An 18,767-nucleotide genomic window follows, 5' to 3' on the forward strand; every position below is an offset into this window, starting at 1 on the left:
GACCACCCGAAGACGATTAGTCACAATTACCGGGTGCCGTAGGCGCGGTCGCCGGCGTCGCCAAGGCCCGGCACGATAAAGGCGTCCTTGTCGAGCCCTTCGTCGATCGCGGCGAGCCAGACCGGCACATCCGGGTGAATACCGCGCATGCGCTCGATCCCTTGCGGCGAGGCGATCAGGCTGACCAGGCGGATATCGTTGGCTCCGCGCTCCTTGAGCCGGTCTACCGCCGCGACGGACAGGTTGGCCGTCGCCAGCACCGGGGAGACCACGATCACGAGCCGCTCGTGCAGATCGCTCGGGGCCTTGAAGAAATATTCCACGGCGGTGAACGTTTCCGGCTCGCGATAGAGGCCGATATGGGCGACGCGCGCGGTCGGCACCAGGTCGAGCATGCCGTCGGCAAAGGTGACGCCGGCGCGCAGCACCGGCGCGAACACCAGCTTCTTGCCGGATATCTCCGGCGACTTCATCTTCGCCAGCGGCGTCTCGATCTCGACATCGGCAAGCGGCAGATCGCGGGTCACCTCGTAGCAGAGCAGCATCCCGATCTCCTTGAGGAGTTCGCGAAACGACTTGGTCGAGGTATCCTTGCTGCGCAACAGTGTCAGCTTGTGCTGTACCAGCGGGTGGCTAACGATCGTGACGCCTTCCATGGCTTAATATCCCTGCTTCTTCTATTGAGCATGATCTCCGCGCAAACGCGTTCCGCGTTTGTCGCGAGGGAAAACCGGTGCCCACTTTTCCGGATCATGCTCTAAAATACCGTACCGTCGCTGATGATCTTTATTGGGGGCGACGCGTCGGCGCGGCGATCGCGCGCCAGCCGCCGGCCCGCGGCCCAGGTGCCGCCTTCCAGAATTTTGGCCAGCGGTAGCGCGCCGGCATCGAGCCCAAGGCGGCGCCGCACGCCGTCAGCGACGCGATCGAGCAACGCCACCGTCAGCGCCCGCCACTCCACGACCAGCGGCGATCCCACATCGTGCTCGCGGGATGCATCGTCCGGATCGCGGAACGTCAGCACGCCGTGGTCGACGAACAGTCCGCCGTTGCGATATTCGGCAAGGCCGGTCAGCCCGTCGATATCGGTCACATCGATGCCGGCCCGCTGCAGCGGTTCGATCAGCGAATAGGAAAGCCACTGCGACAGCTTGTGCAGCGGCATCAGTTGGCTGGTGGCGTCCCCGGTCGTCAGCATCGGATGCCGCCAGCAATCGCCGAGCGCGATGCCGCCGAGCGCCAGCCGCGACGGCCAGATCGGCCCGAATTCCCTGAGCAGCTCCGACAATATCGTCGGCGCCGGAAGCCTGCCATCGGCGGCCAGCGTTGCCAGCCGGTCGAACAGGCCGCCGGGCCGCGGCGTATCCTGGCTTGCAAAGACGCCCGGCTTCGCGGCCACCAGCCTGCCGAGGCCGCGCAACAAATTCACACGGCCCTCGAGGCCCACCAGCGGATTGTCCGCCGCGACCTGCATGCCGCGTTCGAGGTCGGCCACGGAAAAATTCGCCAGCACTTCGGCATCGACCCGCAGCGGATGTCGGGAATCGGACGAGAAGACACCGCTCGTGAACATCGCAAGGCTGGCCAGCCCCAATCCCTCCGACCGACCGATCGCCGATCCGGTGACGGGATCGCGGTAACGCCACGAGGGGCCGGCGCCGGCGTCGAGGAAGACGCTGACCATGGCGAGATCGAATTCGGCACGGGCCCGCGCCGCCGGATCGGGCCACGCGATCCGGTCGGCCAGCTCAGCCCAGCGATCGACACCGTCAATCGCAAAATGCCGCCAGCGCGAATGAAACGGTATCGCCAGCGAGGGATAGGCCTTGCGCGTGGTCTCCACCACCAGCTCGGCGGTTGCGTCCATCCGATCGAAGTGGATGCGAAAGTTCGGAAGCCTGTCGTCGAGGCCGATCGCCAGCAGCCGATGGGCGCGCTGGCGAACTGCGCCGGCATTCAGCAACGACAACGCCGCCGCCGTCTCGGGATTTTCGACAGACACGGCCGTTCTCAATATTTGTCGAGCGAGCGGCCGACGAAGTCCCGCTGGGTCGGTTCATCCGGCGAATAGTAGCCGGCGGCTTTCTTCGCAACGATCTCGACCTGGGCATCCGCCGGCACCAGATCGTCGGGGATCGGTACGCGTTCGACGATGTCGATGCCCTGGCTGGTCAGCGCGTCGTACTTCATGTCGCTCATGGAGACGAAACGGTCGATCCGTTTCAGGCCAAGCCAGTGCACGACATCCGGCATCAACTGCTGGAATCTTGCATCCTGCACACCCGCGACGCATTCGGTGCGCTCGAAATACTGGGCCGCGGCGTCGCCGCCTTCCTGTCGCTTGCGCGCATTGTAGACCAGGAATTTGGTGACCTCGCCGAGCGCGCGGCCTTCCTTGCGGTTGTAGATGATGATGCCGAGGCCGCCGGTCTGCCCGGCCCGTACGCATTCCTCGATGCCGTGCAGCAGATACGGGCGGCAGGTGCAGATGTCGGAGCCGAACACGTCCGAGCCGTTGCATTCGTCATGCACGCGGCAGGTGATGCGGGTGCGATGGTCAGGAAGTTTGGTGACATCGCCGAACAGATAGGCGGTGGTGCCGCCGATCGGCGGCAGGAACACATGAAGGTCGGGCCGCGTCACCAGTTCGGGAAACATGCCGGCGGTCTGATCGAACAATTGCCGGCGCAGGTTGTTTTCGGTGGTGGCGAAGCGCGCGGCGATTCCCGGCAGGTACCACACCGGGTCGATCGCGATCTTGACGACGCCGACGCTGCCGTTGGCGTGAACGACTTCGCCGTCATGCTTCAGCCGACCGGCGGCGAGCGCGGCCTGCAGTTCCGGCAGATCGAGGCGCGCGCGCGTGACGGCAATGCTCGGGCGGATATCGATGCCCTCGGCGATTTCCTTCGAAAACGCTTCCGCGGCGAGATGTCCCCACGGATCGAGCGAAACGATCCGGTCCGGTTCGGTCCATTGCGGGAACGGCCCGATCACCGCCGCCGGCTGGGTATTGGTCAGGTCGGGGCGCCTGATCGGATCGAGCGCGCCCGACGACACCGCCAGCGCGCGATAGATCGAATAGGAGCCGCTATGGGTGCCGATCACGTTGCGGTCCTGCGGACGTGAAACCGTGCCGATCACCGGCCCGCGTTCGCGCGCCGTCGCAGCCCCCCAGTGGATCGGGAAATCAACCTTCGCACCCGGCGCCGGGTGGGAAGTAATGCGGATGTGGTCAGTCCGATTGGAGCGAGTCATCGTCACACACCAAGAGATGCCGACTGTATTAGATGCCGACTGTCCGCAGAGCGGACCGGCCGGCCACAACAATCGAAGGATTCTCCAGTATGGCCGAATTGCCGCCGAGCACAACGGGGGTTTCGGGCATGGCGCTGGTTGGCGACGCGGTACTGGTTCGCAGCCGTTTTCGCCTGAGAACAGAGAATTTTTTGCAAAATTCGCCAAATAACAGGCCTTTGGCCGGTTTGATGCCGGCCAGTTGTCGGAGATTCGGCTGCAATCTCCGACGGTTACGGGAGGGCTCAGGCACTTTCCCTGCTATTCTGCATCACAGGCATTTGAAGCGCGAAAAAGTGACCGCATGAATCTCCACTGCTTGTGACAACCACGCCAGTCGCGGCGAGACCATCTTCATTCGACTCGGTCAGCTACGCGATGCTTCTTTTGATGCACCGGAAACCGACATGGCTGGCCGATGTGTCGATCGGCTCGGCGTGACGCGCGGCCGGACGATAGCGGCGGCAATAGTTGGGAGCGCAAAGATGCGATCCACCTTTCAGCACCTTGCGCGGAATCTTGCTGTTCGGATCACGAGCATCGTAGCTTTGCTCTTCCCGCCCGCCGCGCGGATTTTCGGGAATGCAGCACGCCTTCGGCGCATCGGCCGTATGCTTCGGCGAATACCAATCGGCGGTCCATTCCCAGACATTGCCGATCATGTCATGGAGGCCGTAGCCGTTAGCCGGGAATGCGGTGACCGGCGAGGTCCGTTCGAAGCCGTCGGCGGCAAGGTTCTCGTGCGGGAAATTGCCTTGCCAGGTGTTCGCCATGTGTTTGCCGCCCGGCGTCAGCTCGTCTCCCCATGCGAATTCCGTGTCGTTCAATCCGCCGCGTGCCGCAAATTCCCATTCGGCTTCGGTCGGCAATTCCTTGCCGGCCCATTTGGCATAGGCTTCGACGTCCCGGTAGGCGACGTGGACGACGGGATGATCGTCAAGCCCGCTAATGTTGCTGCGCGGCCCATAGGGACGGCGCCAGTTGGCGCCGAATTTGAACGTCCACCATTCTCCCCAATAACGGAGGTCGACTGCTTGCTTGGGCGGCGTAAAGACCAGCGAACCAGCCTTGAGCATATGCGGGAGCGCGTTCGGATAATCTTCCGCCTTAGGCGTCAATTCGGCGAAAGTGACGTAGCCGGTTGCGTTCACGAATTTACGGAATTGGCGGTTGGTGACCGGCGTCCGGTCGATCCAGAACCCCTCGACGGTGACGCGATGGCTGGGCGCTTCCTCCGGATAATGTCGGTCGGAACCCATGCGATAGGTACCGCCCGGCACGTACAGCATCCCCTCATCCGCGAGCGCTTCCGACGACGGCGCGCGATCGGATAATGATTTTGCTTCCGCAAAACTCATCTTGAACTCCAACAGCGTTGCGAGCGGCTTCAGGCCTTTCACGCGTGATACTGCCGAAGCGCTATTTCGTCCGCTATGCAGTTTCGGCAGCAAAGCCGTTGGGGGGGACCGACGCCCCAATGTCGATGATCGGAGGAGGACCGCGGTTCCTCCACTAGTTACTGGACGGCGGCAGCCTCAGCTTTTCCAGCGCCTGTTCGACCGAGAACGAACCGGGCCTTTGGCGCGGCGGGAATTGCACGAAGCTCGCGAGATGCTGTCCCACGATCGCCTGCGCCGGGACAACCACGAAGGCGTGCTCAATGAACCATCGTACGTAGTCGCCGGACTCGTGCTGCGCCCGCTCGAACGGATCGGAGCGCAGGTTGAACAACATCGGCAGTCGAAGTTGAATCATCGGCTGTTGCCAGACACTGAAACCCTCCGCCTTTTGCTCGAGGAACACAGCCTTCCACTGTTCATACCGCAGACCCGCAAGATTGCCGTCGTCGGTCCAGTAGAAGAATTCGCGGCGCTTGTCCGGCCCCTTGCGGCTAAGAAGGTCACGCTGGTCATAGCCGTCGAGGTGAACCTTGAAGGTCTGGCCTGCCGCGCTGTAGCCCTGCAACAGCTTTTCCTTCATATCGGGCTCGCCGGCCGCCGCGACCAGGGTCGTCGCCCAGTCCTCCGCCGAAAAGATGTCGTTGATCTCGGTATGCGCCGGTACCAGCCCGGGCCAGCGTACCATCGCCGGAACGCGATAGCCGCCCTCCCAGTTGGTGTTCTTCTCGCCCTTGAAGGGCGTGGTGCCGCCGTCGGGCCACGTGAACGTCTCGGCGCCGTTGTCGGTGGTGTAGATCACGATGGTGTTGTTGGCGATCCCGAGATCGTCGAGCTTTTTGAGCAGCTGTCCGACCTGACCGTCATGCTCCACCATGCCATCCGGATAGAGACCGAGACCGGTTTTCCCCTGGGATTCGGCCTTCAGGCGAGTCCAGATGTGCATGCGGCTCGGATTGAACCAGACAAAGAACGGCTTCTTGTCGCGGTTGGCGCGATCGATGAAATCCGTCGAGGCTTTGAGGAACTCCTCGTCAATCGTTTCCATGCGCTTCTTCGTGAGCGGCCCGGTGTCTTCGCACTTCTGCTTGCCCCAAGTGCCGAAACGAGGGTCGTCGCCGGGGGTGTCGGTCGGGACAGCGACGCACTTCATTACACCGCGCGGGCCGAACTGCGCCCTGAACGAAGGATTTTTCGGATAGTCGGGGTTCTCCGGCTCATCCTCGGCATTCAGATGGTAGAGATTGCCGAAGAACTCATCGAAGCCGTGTAGGGTCGGCAGGAATTCGTTGCGGTCGCCGAGATGGTTCTTGCCGAACTGTCCCGTCACATATCCCTGCGGCTTCAGAAGCTCGGCGATCGTCGGGTCTTTCCCGGACAGTCCTTCCTTTGCTCCAGGCAGGCCAACTTTCAGAAGTCCTGTCCGCAACGGACTCTGTCCGGTGATGAAAGCAGAACGACCCGCGGTGCAGGACTGCTGTCCATAATAGTCGGTGAATATCGCACCTTCGTCGGCGATGCGATCGATGTTGGGCGTTCGATATCCCATCATCCCGCGGTTGTAAGCGCTGATGTTCCAGTAGCCGATGTCATCGGCCATGATGACGAGAATGTTTGGCTTCTGCGGCTGTTGGGCCAAGGCGGGCGCGCATGCTGTTGCCGCAACTGCAGACAAAGCGAATAGCGCCGGCCGGAGGTTGCTTGCAAAGCCCATCACACACTCCCGTGGTTCTTCAGTCTGCCGAAAGCTATTGCGAAGTCGTGGTATCTTCTGCTCGAAGGCACAAAGGTCAGAGATCGTCGGCTCCGGAAGACCTTCGACGGGCAGCGGACGCCCCGGGGGGCGCCCGCATCAACCGCAAGCATCCGGACTACTGGCTCGGGTGCCCCTGACCCTTCTTGAGCTGTTCCATGACCTGATCGAGGTTGTAGCTCGCCGGATCCTGAAGCGGGGGGAACTCCTTGTAGGTTTCCAGCTCCTTCAGCCACAGCACCTGGCCGATGGGCAGCAGGTTCCAGTCATAGATGTAAGCAGAGACCGGCCCGGCGAGCGCGCCGCTGAACCAGAAACTCGCCTTCTTCTCGTCGCCCCACGACGTCTCGAATGGATCGCGCTTGAGGTTTACCATGCCGGCCGCGAACTGGGTCTGGACTCCCGGGGAGAGGAAGCCCGTCGCGGTTTCGGGCGCGATCGCGAAATACATCTTCCAATTCTTGTAGCGCACCGCCGACGGGTGTGCGCTGGAATAGTAGAAGAAGGTGTCGCGCGCCGACTTCTCCGAACGTCCCGAGAGATATTCGGTCTGGTCGACGCCATCGAGCCTGGTCTTGACTATGCCCGGATAGGAACCGGCCATGATCCGCTTGTTCAGCGCATCGCCCTTATCGCCGCCGGCGATGTCGACAAGCGTGGGCAGCCAGTCGAGCGACGCGAAGATGTCGTTCTTGACGGTGCCGGGCTTGATGACGCCCGGCCAGCGCATGACCGCCGGAGCGCGCATGCCGCCTTCCCAGGTGTTCATCTTCGAGCCCTTGAACGGGGTGGTGCCGCCGTCCGGGTAGGTGAACGTCTCGGCGCCGTTGTCGGTGGTGAACACGATGATCGTGTTGTCGAGTTGGCCCATGTCCTGGAGCTTCTTCATCACGTAGCCGATATTGTCGTCCATCTGCTTCATGCCGGCTTCGTTGACGCCCCAGTCCTTGCCGCCCGGCTCGCCGACCATGGCCATGTACTTGTCATTCAGCACGGTCGTCACATGCATACGCGCCGGGTTGTACCAGACGAAGAACGGCTTGTTGGTCTTCTTCGGGTCGTTGCGGTCGAGGAAGTCGATGACCTTGGTCGAGATTTCCTCGTCGACACCCTTCGATCGTTCGAGCGTCAGCGGACCCTCGTCCTTGCATGTCATGTTCTTGGCGGTGCCGTCGGACTTGCACGCCAGCACGGGCCGCGGAGGCGTCAGGCAAACCGACGTTCTCGGATCGACCGCGCCCGGCACTTCCGCAACACCGGGGATCGGCGTGTTCTTGCACGGCGGCGCGACCGTCTGCTGGGTCGGAGTCTTGTTGATGTCCGGGAAGCTCACCCCCTGCATGGCATCGAGATGATACAGGTAGCCCCAGAATTCCTGGAAGCCGTGCGCGGTCGGCAGCGCGTCGGTGTGATCGCCGAGATGGTTCTTGCCGAACTCGCCGGTGTTGTAGCCGAGATCGAGCAGGAATTTGGCGAGCGTCGGGGTGCCGGGCCGCAGATAGGACGGACTGCCGGGCAATTGTGGAGGGATCATGCCGGTGCGCAGCGGATTCATGCCGGTGAAGAAGGCATTTCGCCCGGCCGTGCAACTTTGCTCGGCATAGTACGTCATAAAGATCGCACCTTCGTTGCCGATGCGATCGATATTAGGCGTTTCGCCGACCATCAGGCCGCGATGGTAGATGCTTGGCTGCATCCAGCCGATGTCGTCGCCCATGATGAAGACAATGTTGGGCTTGGCAGCCGGCGCCTGTGCGAATGCCGGCAGGTTGATTGCGGGCAGACTTGCCGTCGCTAGAGCGACACTCGAAACCAGTAGGGCTCCTATCCGTTTACTGATCTTCATGACTCCAGATCCTCCGTTTCGAACGTGATTGGTCATTGAGTCGCATTTTCCGGATGACAGCGCAGAGAGCAGGCCACACGTGGTCTTCGCCTCTGGCTATCGCCGGGGTCGTCGCATCCTGTCGATCTGTCGATTTTCGGCGGGTTGCTCTGCGTACGCTATGCGGCTTCGGCAGAAATGATCAGATCAGGACGTTTTGATCAGCGGGCTTCTCAGCGTGGACGACGGCATTTCACCGAAGACGGTGCGGTAGGCCACGGCGAAACGCCCAAGCTCCAGGAAATGATGGTTTCGAGCTATCTCCGCGACACTTGCCGTTTCCGGATCGGCACGCCATAACGCCGAGCGGACCAGGTTCAATCGTTGCAGCAATTGGTACCGGGTTGGACTCATATCCAGGAATTCATTGCAGCACGCTCGCAGCGTTCGCTCGGGCACGCCGATCGCTGAGCAAAGCGCAGGCAAGCTCGGTCGCGGATCGGCATGTGCGGCCAAGGCATCCTCGAACTGGAGCATGATATCGGTATGATGCCGCCGCTTTTTCAGATTGCCGACGGCATCGCCGACCGTCAGGCAATTCACAAGAGCATGAATTAGTTCTTGCTCGAGAGCTCGCGCGACTTCCGGATTCGCAATCAGCTCATGTTTCGTTTCGGCGAGACGACAGACCCTTGAATAGAGCCCCAGCAGATGTCTGGCGGCGCTCCGCGGCGGCCGCAGCACCCAGCCCTCCGGTGGCGACACGATGTTGTATCCGATCAGGGCCTTACTGGACGCGGCGAGTTGCTCGGGCGGCAGCGATATGAGGCCCCATTGGCCTTCTCCATCGATCCGCTGATGCATTCGCTCGCCGCGGCTGTGCAGCACGACATCGCCGAGCTGCAAGTCAATTCCGCCGTACGTTAAGGGGGCGCCCGGATTTGTCGGAAACGAAACAAACGATTGTGTAGGCGACAACGAGAAAAAGCCAATGCGCGGCAGATTTTCGCGGCCATGGAGGACGTGGAGATGACCTAAATTCAACCACGTCAGGCGGGCGTTGAAGTTTCCACCGCCCGTGACGACGAGATTGACAGTCGCGGATCCAATGGCCGCGCGGTAGTCGTCCGGGTTGGCAAACGTGGCCGTGCCCTTCTCCGCCATCCGCCCGATCTCATTCGAGGTGTGACGCCATCGCGAACGGCGATCGCTAAAACGCGCAGGATGGCGGATCAGCTTCGGTCCAGCTATGCGACTTCGGAAGCTGGCCTTCAATTTCAACTAATACGTCTCTCTTAGGCCCGGACCATCTTCGATAGGGGTAAGAATAGCCGTAGGCCGGGCCGTCTGAAGTCAAACCGGCCGGCGTCAGAGGTTCACCCTCCGCGAAGCAACGCCGGCGATGTTGCATCAAAGCATCAGAGGAAACAGATTCGGACCGTTTTGCCGTTTCTGCATACTGTCCCTGGAAATATCGGTACTAGACTAAAGCGATAGGAGTCGATCTCGGGGGAGCCAGCAGGTGCAGCACGATTTTTCGGATTTGAAACACAATCTTCGATGTCTGGGACTCGGCGCTTGCACACTTGGCGCACTACTTACGCTTTCTCCCGAGATTTCCCGCGCCGACGAAAGTGGCGTTTCGTTCTGGCTTCCCGGGCAAGTTGACAGTCTTCCGGCGGTTCCGGGGGCGCCGGGCTGGTCGATGGGGGCGGTTTATTATCATACCAGTGTATCGGCATTCGGCGCCGTAGCCGCGGCAAGAGAGATCCAGATCGGCAGGTTCTCGCCGAACGTTAATGTCAGCTTCAACGCGAGTTTGAACGCGCAAGCCGATCTCCTTTTCTTGAATCCGACCTATACGTTCGCGACGCCGGTGCTTGGCGGGCAACTCGCGATGGGTGTTACCGGCATATTCGGCCGATCGGCAGCGACCATCGACGGGACGCTGACCACAGGGATCGGAGCATTTGCGGCAAGCCGTATGGGAAGCATCGGAGACTCCATCACGTCGGTCGGCGATTTGTATCCAATGATAACACTGAAGTGGAACTCAGGCGTTCATAACTTCATGACCTACGCGACCGGGGATATTCCCGTCGGCGCCTACGACCCGAGCCGTCTCGCCAACATCGGCATCGGTCACGGTGCTATCGACGGTGGCGGCGGCTATACTTACTTGAATCCGGTGACTGGGCACACGTTCTCCGGTGTTGCGGGATTCACCTACAATTTCAAGAATCCCGATACGCAGGTTCAGAGCGGCATCGATTTCCACTTCGACTGGAGCGCAGCGCAATTTCTTTCGAAACAGGTTTTTGTCGGCCTCGTCGGATATGCCTATCAGCAAGTCTCGGACGATACGGGCCAAAGCCCGATTCTTGGTGGTTTCAGATCGCGTGTTCTCGGAGTGGGTCCACAGATCGGCTATATCTTCCCCGTCGGCGACATGCAGGGATATCTGAACTTCAAGGCATATGGGGAATTCGACCAGGCTAACCGTCCGGCGGGCTGGAACACATGGCTGACGTTTGCGATATCGCCGACGGCACCCACCGAAGCGAGGCCGACGCGCCACCTGATTACGAAGTAGACCGGTAACGATGGGCTGGCTCGCCGGTACCGAGCCGCCTTCGAAACGCTCACTGGTAGGCGGAGCCCGCCAGCGATGATGGACGATTCAGGAATTCGGGCCGCTGGTCCGCGGGCCGTCGCAAGGATTCCGACGGTGACTCGTTAAACAAGGCACGATAGGCGACCGCAAAGCGCCCCAGTTCCCAGAAGCCGTGATCGGTCGCCAATCGAGTGACGGTTGTGGTCGACGAATCCGCCCGCTGAAGCGCCCGGTGGACAAGGTGCATTCTCCGCAAGGAAAGAAAGCGAATTGGGCCCATCCCCAGATGCTTCTCGCAGGCGACGCGCAACGTTCGTTCCGCCACACCAATCGCCGCGCAAATCTCTGTCAGATACAGCGGCCGGCAGGGGTGTGCCTCCAGGAATTCCTCGAACCGGGCGATGATGATGTCGTGGCGGCGGCCGCCGCTGGTCATATCCAGCGAGCATCCCTCGGTCAGGCACCGGATCATCACAAGAATCAGCTCCTGCTCCAGCGCCCGTGTCACCTCGGGAAGCGAAAGAATATCCGGAGAAGTCTTGGCGAGCTGTCCGACCATCTCATGAATCTTCAGCAGCCGTGACATCAGTGCGGGAGCTGGCCTGACCAGATGTTTCAAGGGCGACCCCGAATATTCGCGGCCGGTCAAGGCTTTGCACGATGCATCGAGATCGTCCTCGGGGAGAGACATCGACCCCCAATCGCAGTTGGCCTCGGTCCGCCGATACATCAAGTCAGTGTCGTTGATAACGATATCGCCGGGCAAGACCGCCATACCGCAGTGTTGCATGGCCGGCTGGTCTGGCCTGGTTAGAAAGCCGATCGCCGCTCGATGCGGCTTGACAGTGCCGATGTAAACCCGGGGCAGATCCTCGTGAGCGCCGTGTACCCAGAGCTTGCCCATGCTGACTTGAGTCAATTCGGCGCGGAATTCTCCTTTCGCGGTCGGGAGAAGCTCTACCTCCACGGAACGAAAAGCCGATTGATAAGCAAACGGGTCGGTGAAGGTGAGCACGCTGCTCGAAGGCATTTCCGCACTCCTGGATCAGCTGAAATTGCAACCGACTGCTTGACCGTGTTTTCATTTAAATGAGAAGCGATGAGCGAAATTCTCTTTGCCGATAATCGTCAGGGCACATGTACGGAATATGACATAAAACCAGAGGATGCAGAACGCAAAAGGCTATCTCCAACGGAAATTGGTTACGAATCTCTTCGCGTACAATGTCGCGCTGCAAGCGCGTAAATCGGCGCTTGTCGAACGGAAGATCGTCGGCGTGCAATTCCTTGATGGCAATGGGATCGCTTTGGGCGACTCCCTGAACCGAGTAGTCCTAGCCTAATGTTATTCCGAGGATCGCCCCGGCCAACGCATTTAATCGCCTGTTTTTCATCGTGGCTCTCTGGAACACGTGGGAGAAGGGCAAATCCTTCGCACCACCGATCCAGAAGAGAAGTTTGGGGTGAGGAATAGTCGCAGTCTATGCAAATTCGGCACATTTGTCTTGCCGTTTAAATGAGCTTCATTCTGCCCCGCGGATGGCATCTCGCTCCGCGCTCATCTACGCGCCGTTTCTGCATAGTCGATACATTTGAAATGCCTCATACAATCGAGTGAAGCGCGATCGTCCGCGTTAGGACAATACCGTTTACCTGTGACTATTTACCTGTGCCGTTGCGGTACAACCGCTCCCAATGCCCCTCGCATTGCGCTCATCAAGGAACGGTCTAGATGAAGCTGTCCACAAGGCGCCGGCGATGGCTGTTCATTCTAGGGGCTGTGCCAATCGTCTATTTCATACTGGCTTACCTCGTGTTGCCTGCGATTTGGACGCACCACGAGCACGAACCCGGTCTGGCTAATCTTCCCATGGTGACACGCACCAGCTCCGGCATTCCGGGCGATGCCCTTAACGTCGGACTTGTTGGTAGCAAGGAAGACATTATCCGCGCCATGCATGAGGCCGAATGGTTTCCGGCCGATCCAATCACGCTGCGCACGAGCATCGATATCATCGGCAGCGTTGTACTTGACCGGCCCTACCGCGATGCCCCAGTCAGTCCCCTCTACTATGACGGAAAAAAGGAACAGCTTGCCTTCGAAAAACCGGACGGCAGAAGCGCAGATAAACGACATCACGTCCGCCTGTGGATGGTCCTTGAAAAAGGAACGGATGGCCGCCCTGTCTGGCTCGGCTCTATAACGTTCGATCGTGGGGTCGGGTTGAGCCATGACACGGGGCAAGTCACCCATCACATTGGGCCAGACATCGATGCCGAACGCGACCTGCTAATGAACGATTTGCGTGCGGCGAGAATGGTCGAGACTTTCTTCCAGATTTCCGGAATTGGGCCGACCCTGCTCGCCCGGAATGGCGAGGGTGATCCCTATTATACAGATGGAGAAATCGACGTTGCCCGTCTTGTCCGTGACGGCGTCAAGAGAACGGAGCCGCCGACGACGTTGCCGCCTCCGAAGCTGATTGCCCTCAAGGATCAAGTCTGGCACGGCATCGGCAATGTCGTAACCCAATGAGGACCGGGGCAACTCGGCATGCGGCTGCCGTTCGCCCGCCGGCGTTTCGCGTGACACTGAAAGGTCGGCGATAGGGCGGGTAGCGATAGAACGGGTTCGGTATTCAGGTTGATCGGACAGACTGATGGAAAACCTGACGCATTACCCCGCACTGGTGTTCGCGGCAGCCTTTGTCTCTTTATCGCTCGCCTCAGAGACGGGGGCGTGGTTGCGACGGCGCTATTCAGGCGCCAGCGACGAGCGGAATGAGGCTCTCAGTGTCATCCTCGGCGCTACACTGACGCTGCTGGCACTAATTATCGGTTTCAGCTTTTCGATGGCCACCAACCGCTACGATCAGCGCAAGAATTTCGAGGAAGCAGAAGCTAACGCGATCGGAACCGAACTCTTGCGCGCCGACCTTCTACCTGCGGCCGATGCCTCAAGCGTGCGCAAGCTTCTCGGCGACTATCTCGACCAGCGCATCGCGTTCTACATCAATAAGGACGATATGCGCCGGACGCGGATCGACGAGCGTATTGGTCAATTGGAGACTGAGCTCTGGGCTGCGGTCCGCTCGCCGGCTCAAGCACAACCGACGCCTGTTGCTGCGCTGGTGCTCATTGGCATGAACGACGTGATCAATTCTCAGGGTTATACTCAAGCGGCCTATTGGAATCGGATTCCCACGGCCGCGTGGTGTCTAATGGCCGCCATTGCGGTATGCTCCAACGTGCTGTTCGGCTACCGGGTGCGAAACGCGGGAAAGCTTTCTCTCGTTCTACCGCTCGTCGTCTCAATTTCCTTACTTCTGATCGCCGACATCGATGCTCCGCGGCATGGCCTGATACACGTCAGTCCGCAGAACCTTGAAAGTCTGGCGAGATCACTCGGGCACTGAAGTTCATCGCGGCGAACACGCTGCATTCCTTGTGCTTTCGGGGAGCGAGCACCTCGTCAGCGCCGGTGAGAAGCGCGAGCGGCCTTCGCGATCAATTACGACGGAAGCCCTAGTCAAGCCAAGATGGTCAACCACCTGGACCAACATTACAAGTGTTACGGGTGCAATCCTGGTAAACGCCCCGACACTCGGAGGATGGTATTTGCTTCAGGGACCGGCAGTCTCGATATCGCGCCCGACAGGTATTTACGCATTGCTGTTTGGCTGTCTGAGCCGCCGCCAGGGTGAAAGGGGCGAGATCGGCGTCGCGCGCATTGAGGGTTCCCGCACTCACGGCCAGTGAAAGCAACGACAGAAGCATGGTGAAGAGTACGGAGACGAAGGCAAACGACTGGTTGCTACATTTCATGGCCTAACCCCCTAAGGTCAGCGAGCTTGGAATGACGCTGCCGTTCGTCAGTAAAGTACAGCCTTTGTTCGTCCGCAACAACTTCTCGCACGGAATTGATCATTACCGACTGGCGACGCAGCGGTTGTAGGCCGTCAGTTCGATTTGTGCCTGACATACCTGCCGGGCGCCGGCTCGATGACGCCATAGGCCTCGTTACCGGCATGCACAGGCGCCGGAACGATTCCGTTCGAATGCCGCTTCATCCAGGCATCCCAATCGGGCCACCAGCTTCCGGGCTTTTCTTCGGCCCGGTCAATCCAGTCCTTGGCTTCGCAATTAAGGTCGTCATTCAACCAGTGACTGCGCTTGTTGCGCGCCGGAGGATTGATCACGCCGGCCACGTGACCGCTTGCGGCGAGCACAAAGCGGGGATTTGTACCCATGAGATCCTTTGAGCGGTAGGCACTCTGCCAAGGCACGATGTGATCCTCGCGCGAGGCCAGCACATAGAGGGGAATTTTGACCCTCGACAGGTCGATCGACAGCCCGCATTGCGTGGTCTTGCCCGGCTCCTTGATCTTGTTTTCGAGGTAGGTATTGCGCGTGTACCAGCAGTACATCGGGCCCGGCAGGCTGACGCTGTCGGAGTCCCAGTACAACAGGTCAAATGCGTCGGGCGTTGCTCCCTTCATATAGCTGTCGACGACATACCGCCAAATCAGGTCATTGGCACGCAACGTTCCAAAGGTAAACGCCAGCTCTTTGCCCGGCAGAATGCCGCCCCTGCCTATGGTCGCCTCGCGCAACGCGACCGACGCGTCATCGATCAAAAGCCCGATGTCACCGGTATCGGCAAAGTCGAGCATCGTCGTCAGCAGCGTCAGACTCGTGAGCTTGTTCTCGCCACGCGCCGCCAGCACTGCTGCGGCGCAGCTCATGATCGTGCCGCCGACACAGAAACCAAGCGCATGCACCTGCTCCACCTTCGCGATGTCGCGGACCACGTCGATCGCCTGCAGAGGCCCCTTCGTCAGGTAGTCGTCCCACGTCAGATGGCCGATTTCGGGCACCGCGCTGCGCCAGGAAATGAGGAACACATGATGGCCCTGTGCGACGGCGTATTCGACAAGCGAATTGCCTTTTCCGAGGTCGAGAAGATAGTATTTATTGATGCACGGCGGTACGATCAGCAGCGGCGTCCGCTCAACGTTGGCTGTCTGTGGCGTGTATTCGATCAGCTGTATCAATTCGTTCTCGAAGACGACTGAACCGGGCGTGATCGCAAGATTGCCGCCGACTTCAAAGGCCGATTCGTCAACACGCGTGATTCGGCCTTTCCTGATGTCCTCGATCAGATTCGCCATCCCGCTTGCCAGGCTCGTCGAGCGCGTTTCAATAGCGGTCCGGATCACTTCGGGATTCGTCGCCGGAAAATTTGACGGGCTCAGCGCGTCAATGAACTGCCGGGCATAAAAGCGCAACTGCAACTTCGTCTTGCCGTCAACCTGCGCGCCTTCGACCAGGTCATGCAGTTGTCTTGCCGCCAGCAAATACGATTGCTTGAGGAGATCGAAGTAAGGGGCCTCCTGCCACGCCTCGTCCTTGAAGCGCTTGTCGCCGCGGATCGGCTGGATTTCAGACTTGGCTCCGAGGGAGAATGTCCTGATCGCCGCCGTGTTCCAGAAGCGCCAAACCTGCGTCAGGTATTGGCGCTGCATATCCAGAGCAAACGCAAAAGGCGAAAAGCCTTGCCCTGTTGGAGCCGGATTCTTGCCGCCCACTCCCATGGTCGTCGCGAGGGCTTCGTCGAATTGCTTCATCGACTGCTGACCGGCTTGCATCAGGCGCTCGAAGTACTCGGATGGATCCCCTGGCGAGGTGAAGCTATTCATGCGCGTGTCTCCTTCGCAGTCGCTCGGCAGCTACCTCCGCAATTTTTGGTCCAGAGCCGCTCTTACGACAAGGTAATTGTTGTCGAGCCGCGCACACGTCGCATGCTGATATTGCGTCGCAGCATATTGTGATCTTCCGCTGATTCACGTGCACTCTTGAGGTCGGCTTCACCCAGGCCTGCTCCACCGACACTTTATCTTCGCCGAGAACGTCGACGACCGCAGCAACGACAGACGACGGTCGCGACGGTATCGGATTGCGCGCAATCGACACCAATGATTGGTAGCCAGCCTATTGATAGCGGCTTCGAAGCGGGAGGTTCGAGTGGTCCGATCCACAGGTGAGTTTCGGACAACGCCAATAACGACCGGCAATGAATGATGTACTTTTGCCGGGCGGATTCTCAGCTCCACCGAGAATCAAACCCACCGTCATCCCCGCAATCGTTCTACTATTACCATCGCCGAGGGGCCGGATGAATTCGGGTATAACGAACCTTCCTGCGGCCGAAAAAATGGCAACGATGGCCAAAACAGGGAGGTCGAATATGCCTGTCGCAACGCGCGAACATCCGGAACAGCCGCTGCACGAGTATCTCCGCAAGCATGCGCGCGAGCGGCCGGAGAAGCCCGCATGTATTTGGTATGGCCGCGCCATCACCTTCGCCGAACTTGATCGCGCGAGCGATGCGTTTGCGGCGCGGCTCCAGGAACTAGGAGTGCGCAAGGGCGAGCCAGTTGCGCTTTTTATGAACAACTGCCCGCAATACTTGATGGCGCAGTACGGCATCCAGAAGATCGGCGCCATCGCCTCGCCATGCGGCGCACTGAACAAGGAGCATGAGCTGCATTACCAGCTCGACGATCTCGGCGCGCGCGTGATCGTCGCTGCCGAGCCGCTGCTACCCATTGTCCGCCAGGTGCGCGGCAATACCGCGCTGGAGCACGTGTTCGTCGTCCGCTACCACGATCTGCTGCCCGATCAGCCGAAAATCACCGTGCCGGACGAATTGATTAGGATGGCCGCCGAAAGGGCGCCTTTAGTCGCCGACGCCGAGGATTTCCTCGCCGTCGCCGCGAGCGGCGCCACGCCGACAGACGTCACCATCGACATGGATGATACCGCCCTCATGGTCTACACCTCAGGAAGCACCGGGCGGCCGAAGGGCGCGATGCTGACCTATCGCAACGCCTGGTTCAAGTCAGCGGCAACGGTGCATTGCAATGGTCTGAGTGCCGACGACGTACTCCTCTCGATCGCGCCGCTTTATCATATTGCGGGCATGGTGATGGGAGTCAACGCGCCGATCTATGCGGGAGCGAGCTCGGTTCTGCTGTACCGGTTTGACCCACTGACCGCACTTCAAGCGATCGATCGTCATCAAGTAAGCTGGTGGTACAGCGTGGCACCGATGAACGTCGCAATGACGCAACTTCCGAACGCGCGCGACTTCAAGCTGACAAGCCTGCGCGTCAACCCTGTGACCAGTTTCGGTATCGACTGGACCGAGGCACTCGCCAAACAGTGGCGTGGCTTCGCTTCCAATTGCGAAACGTTCGAAGCAGCCTACGGCCTCACCGAAACACACACGGTGGATACCTATATGCCTCGGAAGGCGGTGCGCTGGGGGACGCATGGCATGCCAGTGCCGGGCAACGAGATCCGCATCGTCGACCCAGATTCTGGCACAGACACCCTGCCCGGCGTTCCCGGAGAAATCGTCCTCCGCAGCCCCGGGGTATTCAAGGGTTATCGGAACCGGCCCGATGCGACCGCAGAGACGCTCCGCGGCGGCTGGTTGCACACCGGCGACATGGGGTGCGTCGACGCCGAGGGCTATTTGACCTTCATGGGGCGCTTCAAGGAGATGATCAAGGTCTCCGGTTACAGCGTATTCCCCGAAGATGTAGAGGCGATTTTGAACAAGCACGCAGCTATTGCACAATCTGCGGCTATCGGCGTGCCCGACCCTACAAAGGGTGAGGTCGTGAAAGCGTTCATTGTGCGCGAGCCCGGCGCCGCGCTGGACGCGCCCGCGCTCGTTGCCTGGGCCCGACAAAACATGGCCCCGTACAAGGTGCCGCGCGACATCCGGTTCGTCGAAGAGCTGCCGCGGTCGCCCGCAGGGAAACTCCTGCGACGCCTGCTCAAGGACCAAGCTTAAGGGCGTCACGCCGACAA

Annotated in this window: 13 protein-coding genes; 4 read left to right on the forward strand and 9 right to left on the reverse strand. The window is 60.1% G+C overall.

The window, feature by feature from the left end; genetic code table 11:
• Positions 1-26 precede the first annotated feature (26 nt).
• The 7 genes from upp to FFI89_RS35300 all read right to left on the reverse strand — a co-directional run bounded on the left by upp (position 27) and on the right by FFI89_RS35300 (position 9,553).
• Positions 27-656 carry a uracil phosphoribosyltransferase gene (upp, locus tag FFI89_RS24940; RefSeq protein WP_138830234.1) on the reverse strand — a complete coding sequence of 210 codons (630 nt, stop codon included), beginning with the start codon at positions 654-656 and terminating at the stop codon, positions 27-29.
• Positions 657-757: 101 nt separating this feature from the next.
• The gene (locus tag FFI89_RS24945; RefSeq protein ID WP_138830235.1) at positions 758-2,002 is read right to left on the reverse strand and encodes a URC4/urg3 family protein; all 1,245 of its coding nucleotides are present in this window, start codon (positions 2,000-2,002) and stop codon (positions 758-760) included.
• A gap of 8 nt (positions 2,003-2,010) precedes the next feature.
• The gene (locus tag FFI89_RS24950) at positions 2,011-3,258 is read right to left on the reverse strand and encodes a GTP cyclohydrolase II (RefSeq protein WP_138830236.1); all 1,248 of its coding nucleotides are present in this window, start codon (positions 3,256-3,258) and stop codon (positions 2,011-2,013) included.
• A gap of 410 nt (positions 3,259-3,668) precedes the next feature.
• Entirely contained in the window at positions 3,669-4,655 is a 987-nt protein-coding gene (locus FFI89_RS24955; RefSeq protein WP_138835666.1) for a formylglycine-generating enzyme family protein, read from the reverse strand.
• Positions 4,656-4,809: 154 nt separating this feature from the next.
• A complete protein-coding gene (locus FFI89_RS24960; RefSeq protein WP_138830237.1) occupies positions 4,810-6,408 on the reverse strand; it encodes an arylsulfatase in 1,599 nt (532 codons plus the stop codon).
• A 157-nt stretch (positions 6,409-6,565) separates the two neighbouring features.
• Positions 6,566-8,164, reverse strand: a complete 1,599-nt coding sequence (locus FFI89_RS24965; protein WP_246669533.1) for an arylsulfatase — start codon at positions 8,162-8,164, stop codon at positions 6,566-6,568.
• 315 nt (positions 8,165-8,479) lie between these two features.
• On the reverse strand, positions 8,480-9,553 hold the full coding sequence (locus tag FFI89_RS35300; RefSeq protein ID WP_138846643.1) for a helix-turn-helix domain-containing protein: 1,074 nt from the start codon (positions 9,551-9,553) through the stop codon (positions 8,480-8,482).
• 283 nt (positions 9,554-9,836) lie between these two features.
• On the opposite strand from FFI89_RS35300, the gene FFI89_RS24975 reads away from it, so the two are divergent.
• Entirely contained in the window at positions 9,837-10,865 is a 1,029-nt protein-coding gene (locus tag FFI89_RS24975) for a transporter (protein ID WP_246669535.1), read from the forward strand.
• A gap of 49 nt (positions 10,866-10,914) precedes the next feature.
• Here the strand turns inward: FFI89_RS24975 and FFI89_RS24980 are convergent, their stop codons facing one another.
• Positions 10,915-11,916: a helix-turn-helix domain-containing protein gene (locus tag FFI89_RS24980; protein ID WP_138830240.1), complete on the reverse strand. Its 1,002-nt coding sequence runs from the start codon at positions 11,914-11,916 to the stop codon at positions 10,915-10,917.
• 702 nt (positions 11,917-12,618) lie between these two features.
• Between FFI89_RS24980 and FFI89_RS24985 the strand changes: the two genes are divergently transcribed.
• On the forward strand, positions 12,619-13,422 hold the full coding sequence (locus FFI89_RS24985; protein ID WP_138830241.1) for an LssY C-terminal domain-containing protein: 804 nt from the start codon (positions 12,619-12,621) through the stop codon (positions 13,420-13,422).
• 124 nt (positions 13,423-13,546) lie between these two features.
• On the forward strand, positions 13,547-14,302 hold the full coding sequence (locus tag FFI89_RS24990) for a hypothetical protein (protein WP_138830242.1): 756 nt from the start codon (positions 13,547-13,549) through the stop codon (positions 14,300-14,302).
• A 543-nt stretch (positions 14,303-14,845) separates the two neighbouring features.
• Here the strand turns inward: FFI89_RS24990 and FFI89_RS24995 are convergent.
• On the reverse strand, positions 14,846-16,585 hold the full coding sequence (locus FFI89_RS24995; protein WP_210249026.1) for an alpha/beta hydrolase: 1,740 nt from the start codon (positions 16,583-16,585) through the stop codon (positions 14,846-14,848).
• Between the two features lie 476 nt (positions 16,586-17,061).
• Here FFI89_RS24995 and FFI89_RS25000 point away from each other — a divergent pair, with 476 nt between their 5' ends.
• Positions 17,062-18,750, forward strand: coding sequence for an AMP-binding protein (locus tag FFI89_RS25000; protein ID WP_210249027.1), 1,689 nt, complete (start codon positions 17,062-17,064; stop codon positions 18,748-18,750).
• The last annotated feature ends 17 nt before the right edge of the window (positions 18,751-18,767 follow it).

This window comes from Bradyrhizobium sp. KBS0727, assembly GCF_005937885.2.
GTDB lineage: Bacteria > Pseudomonadota > Alphaproteobacteria > Rhizobiales > Xanthobacteraceae > Bradyrhizobium.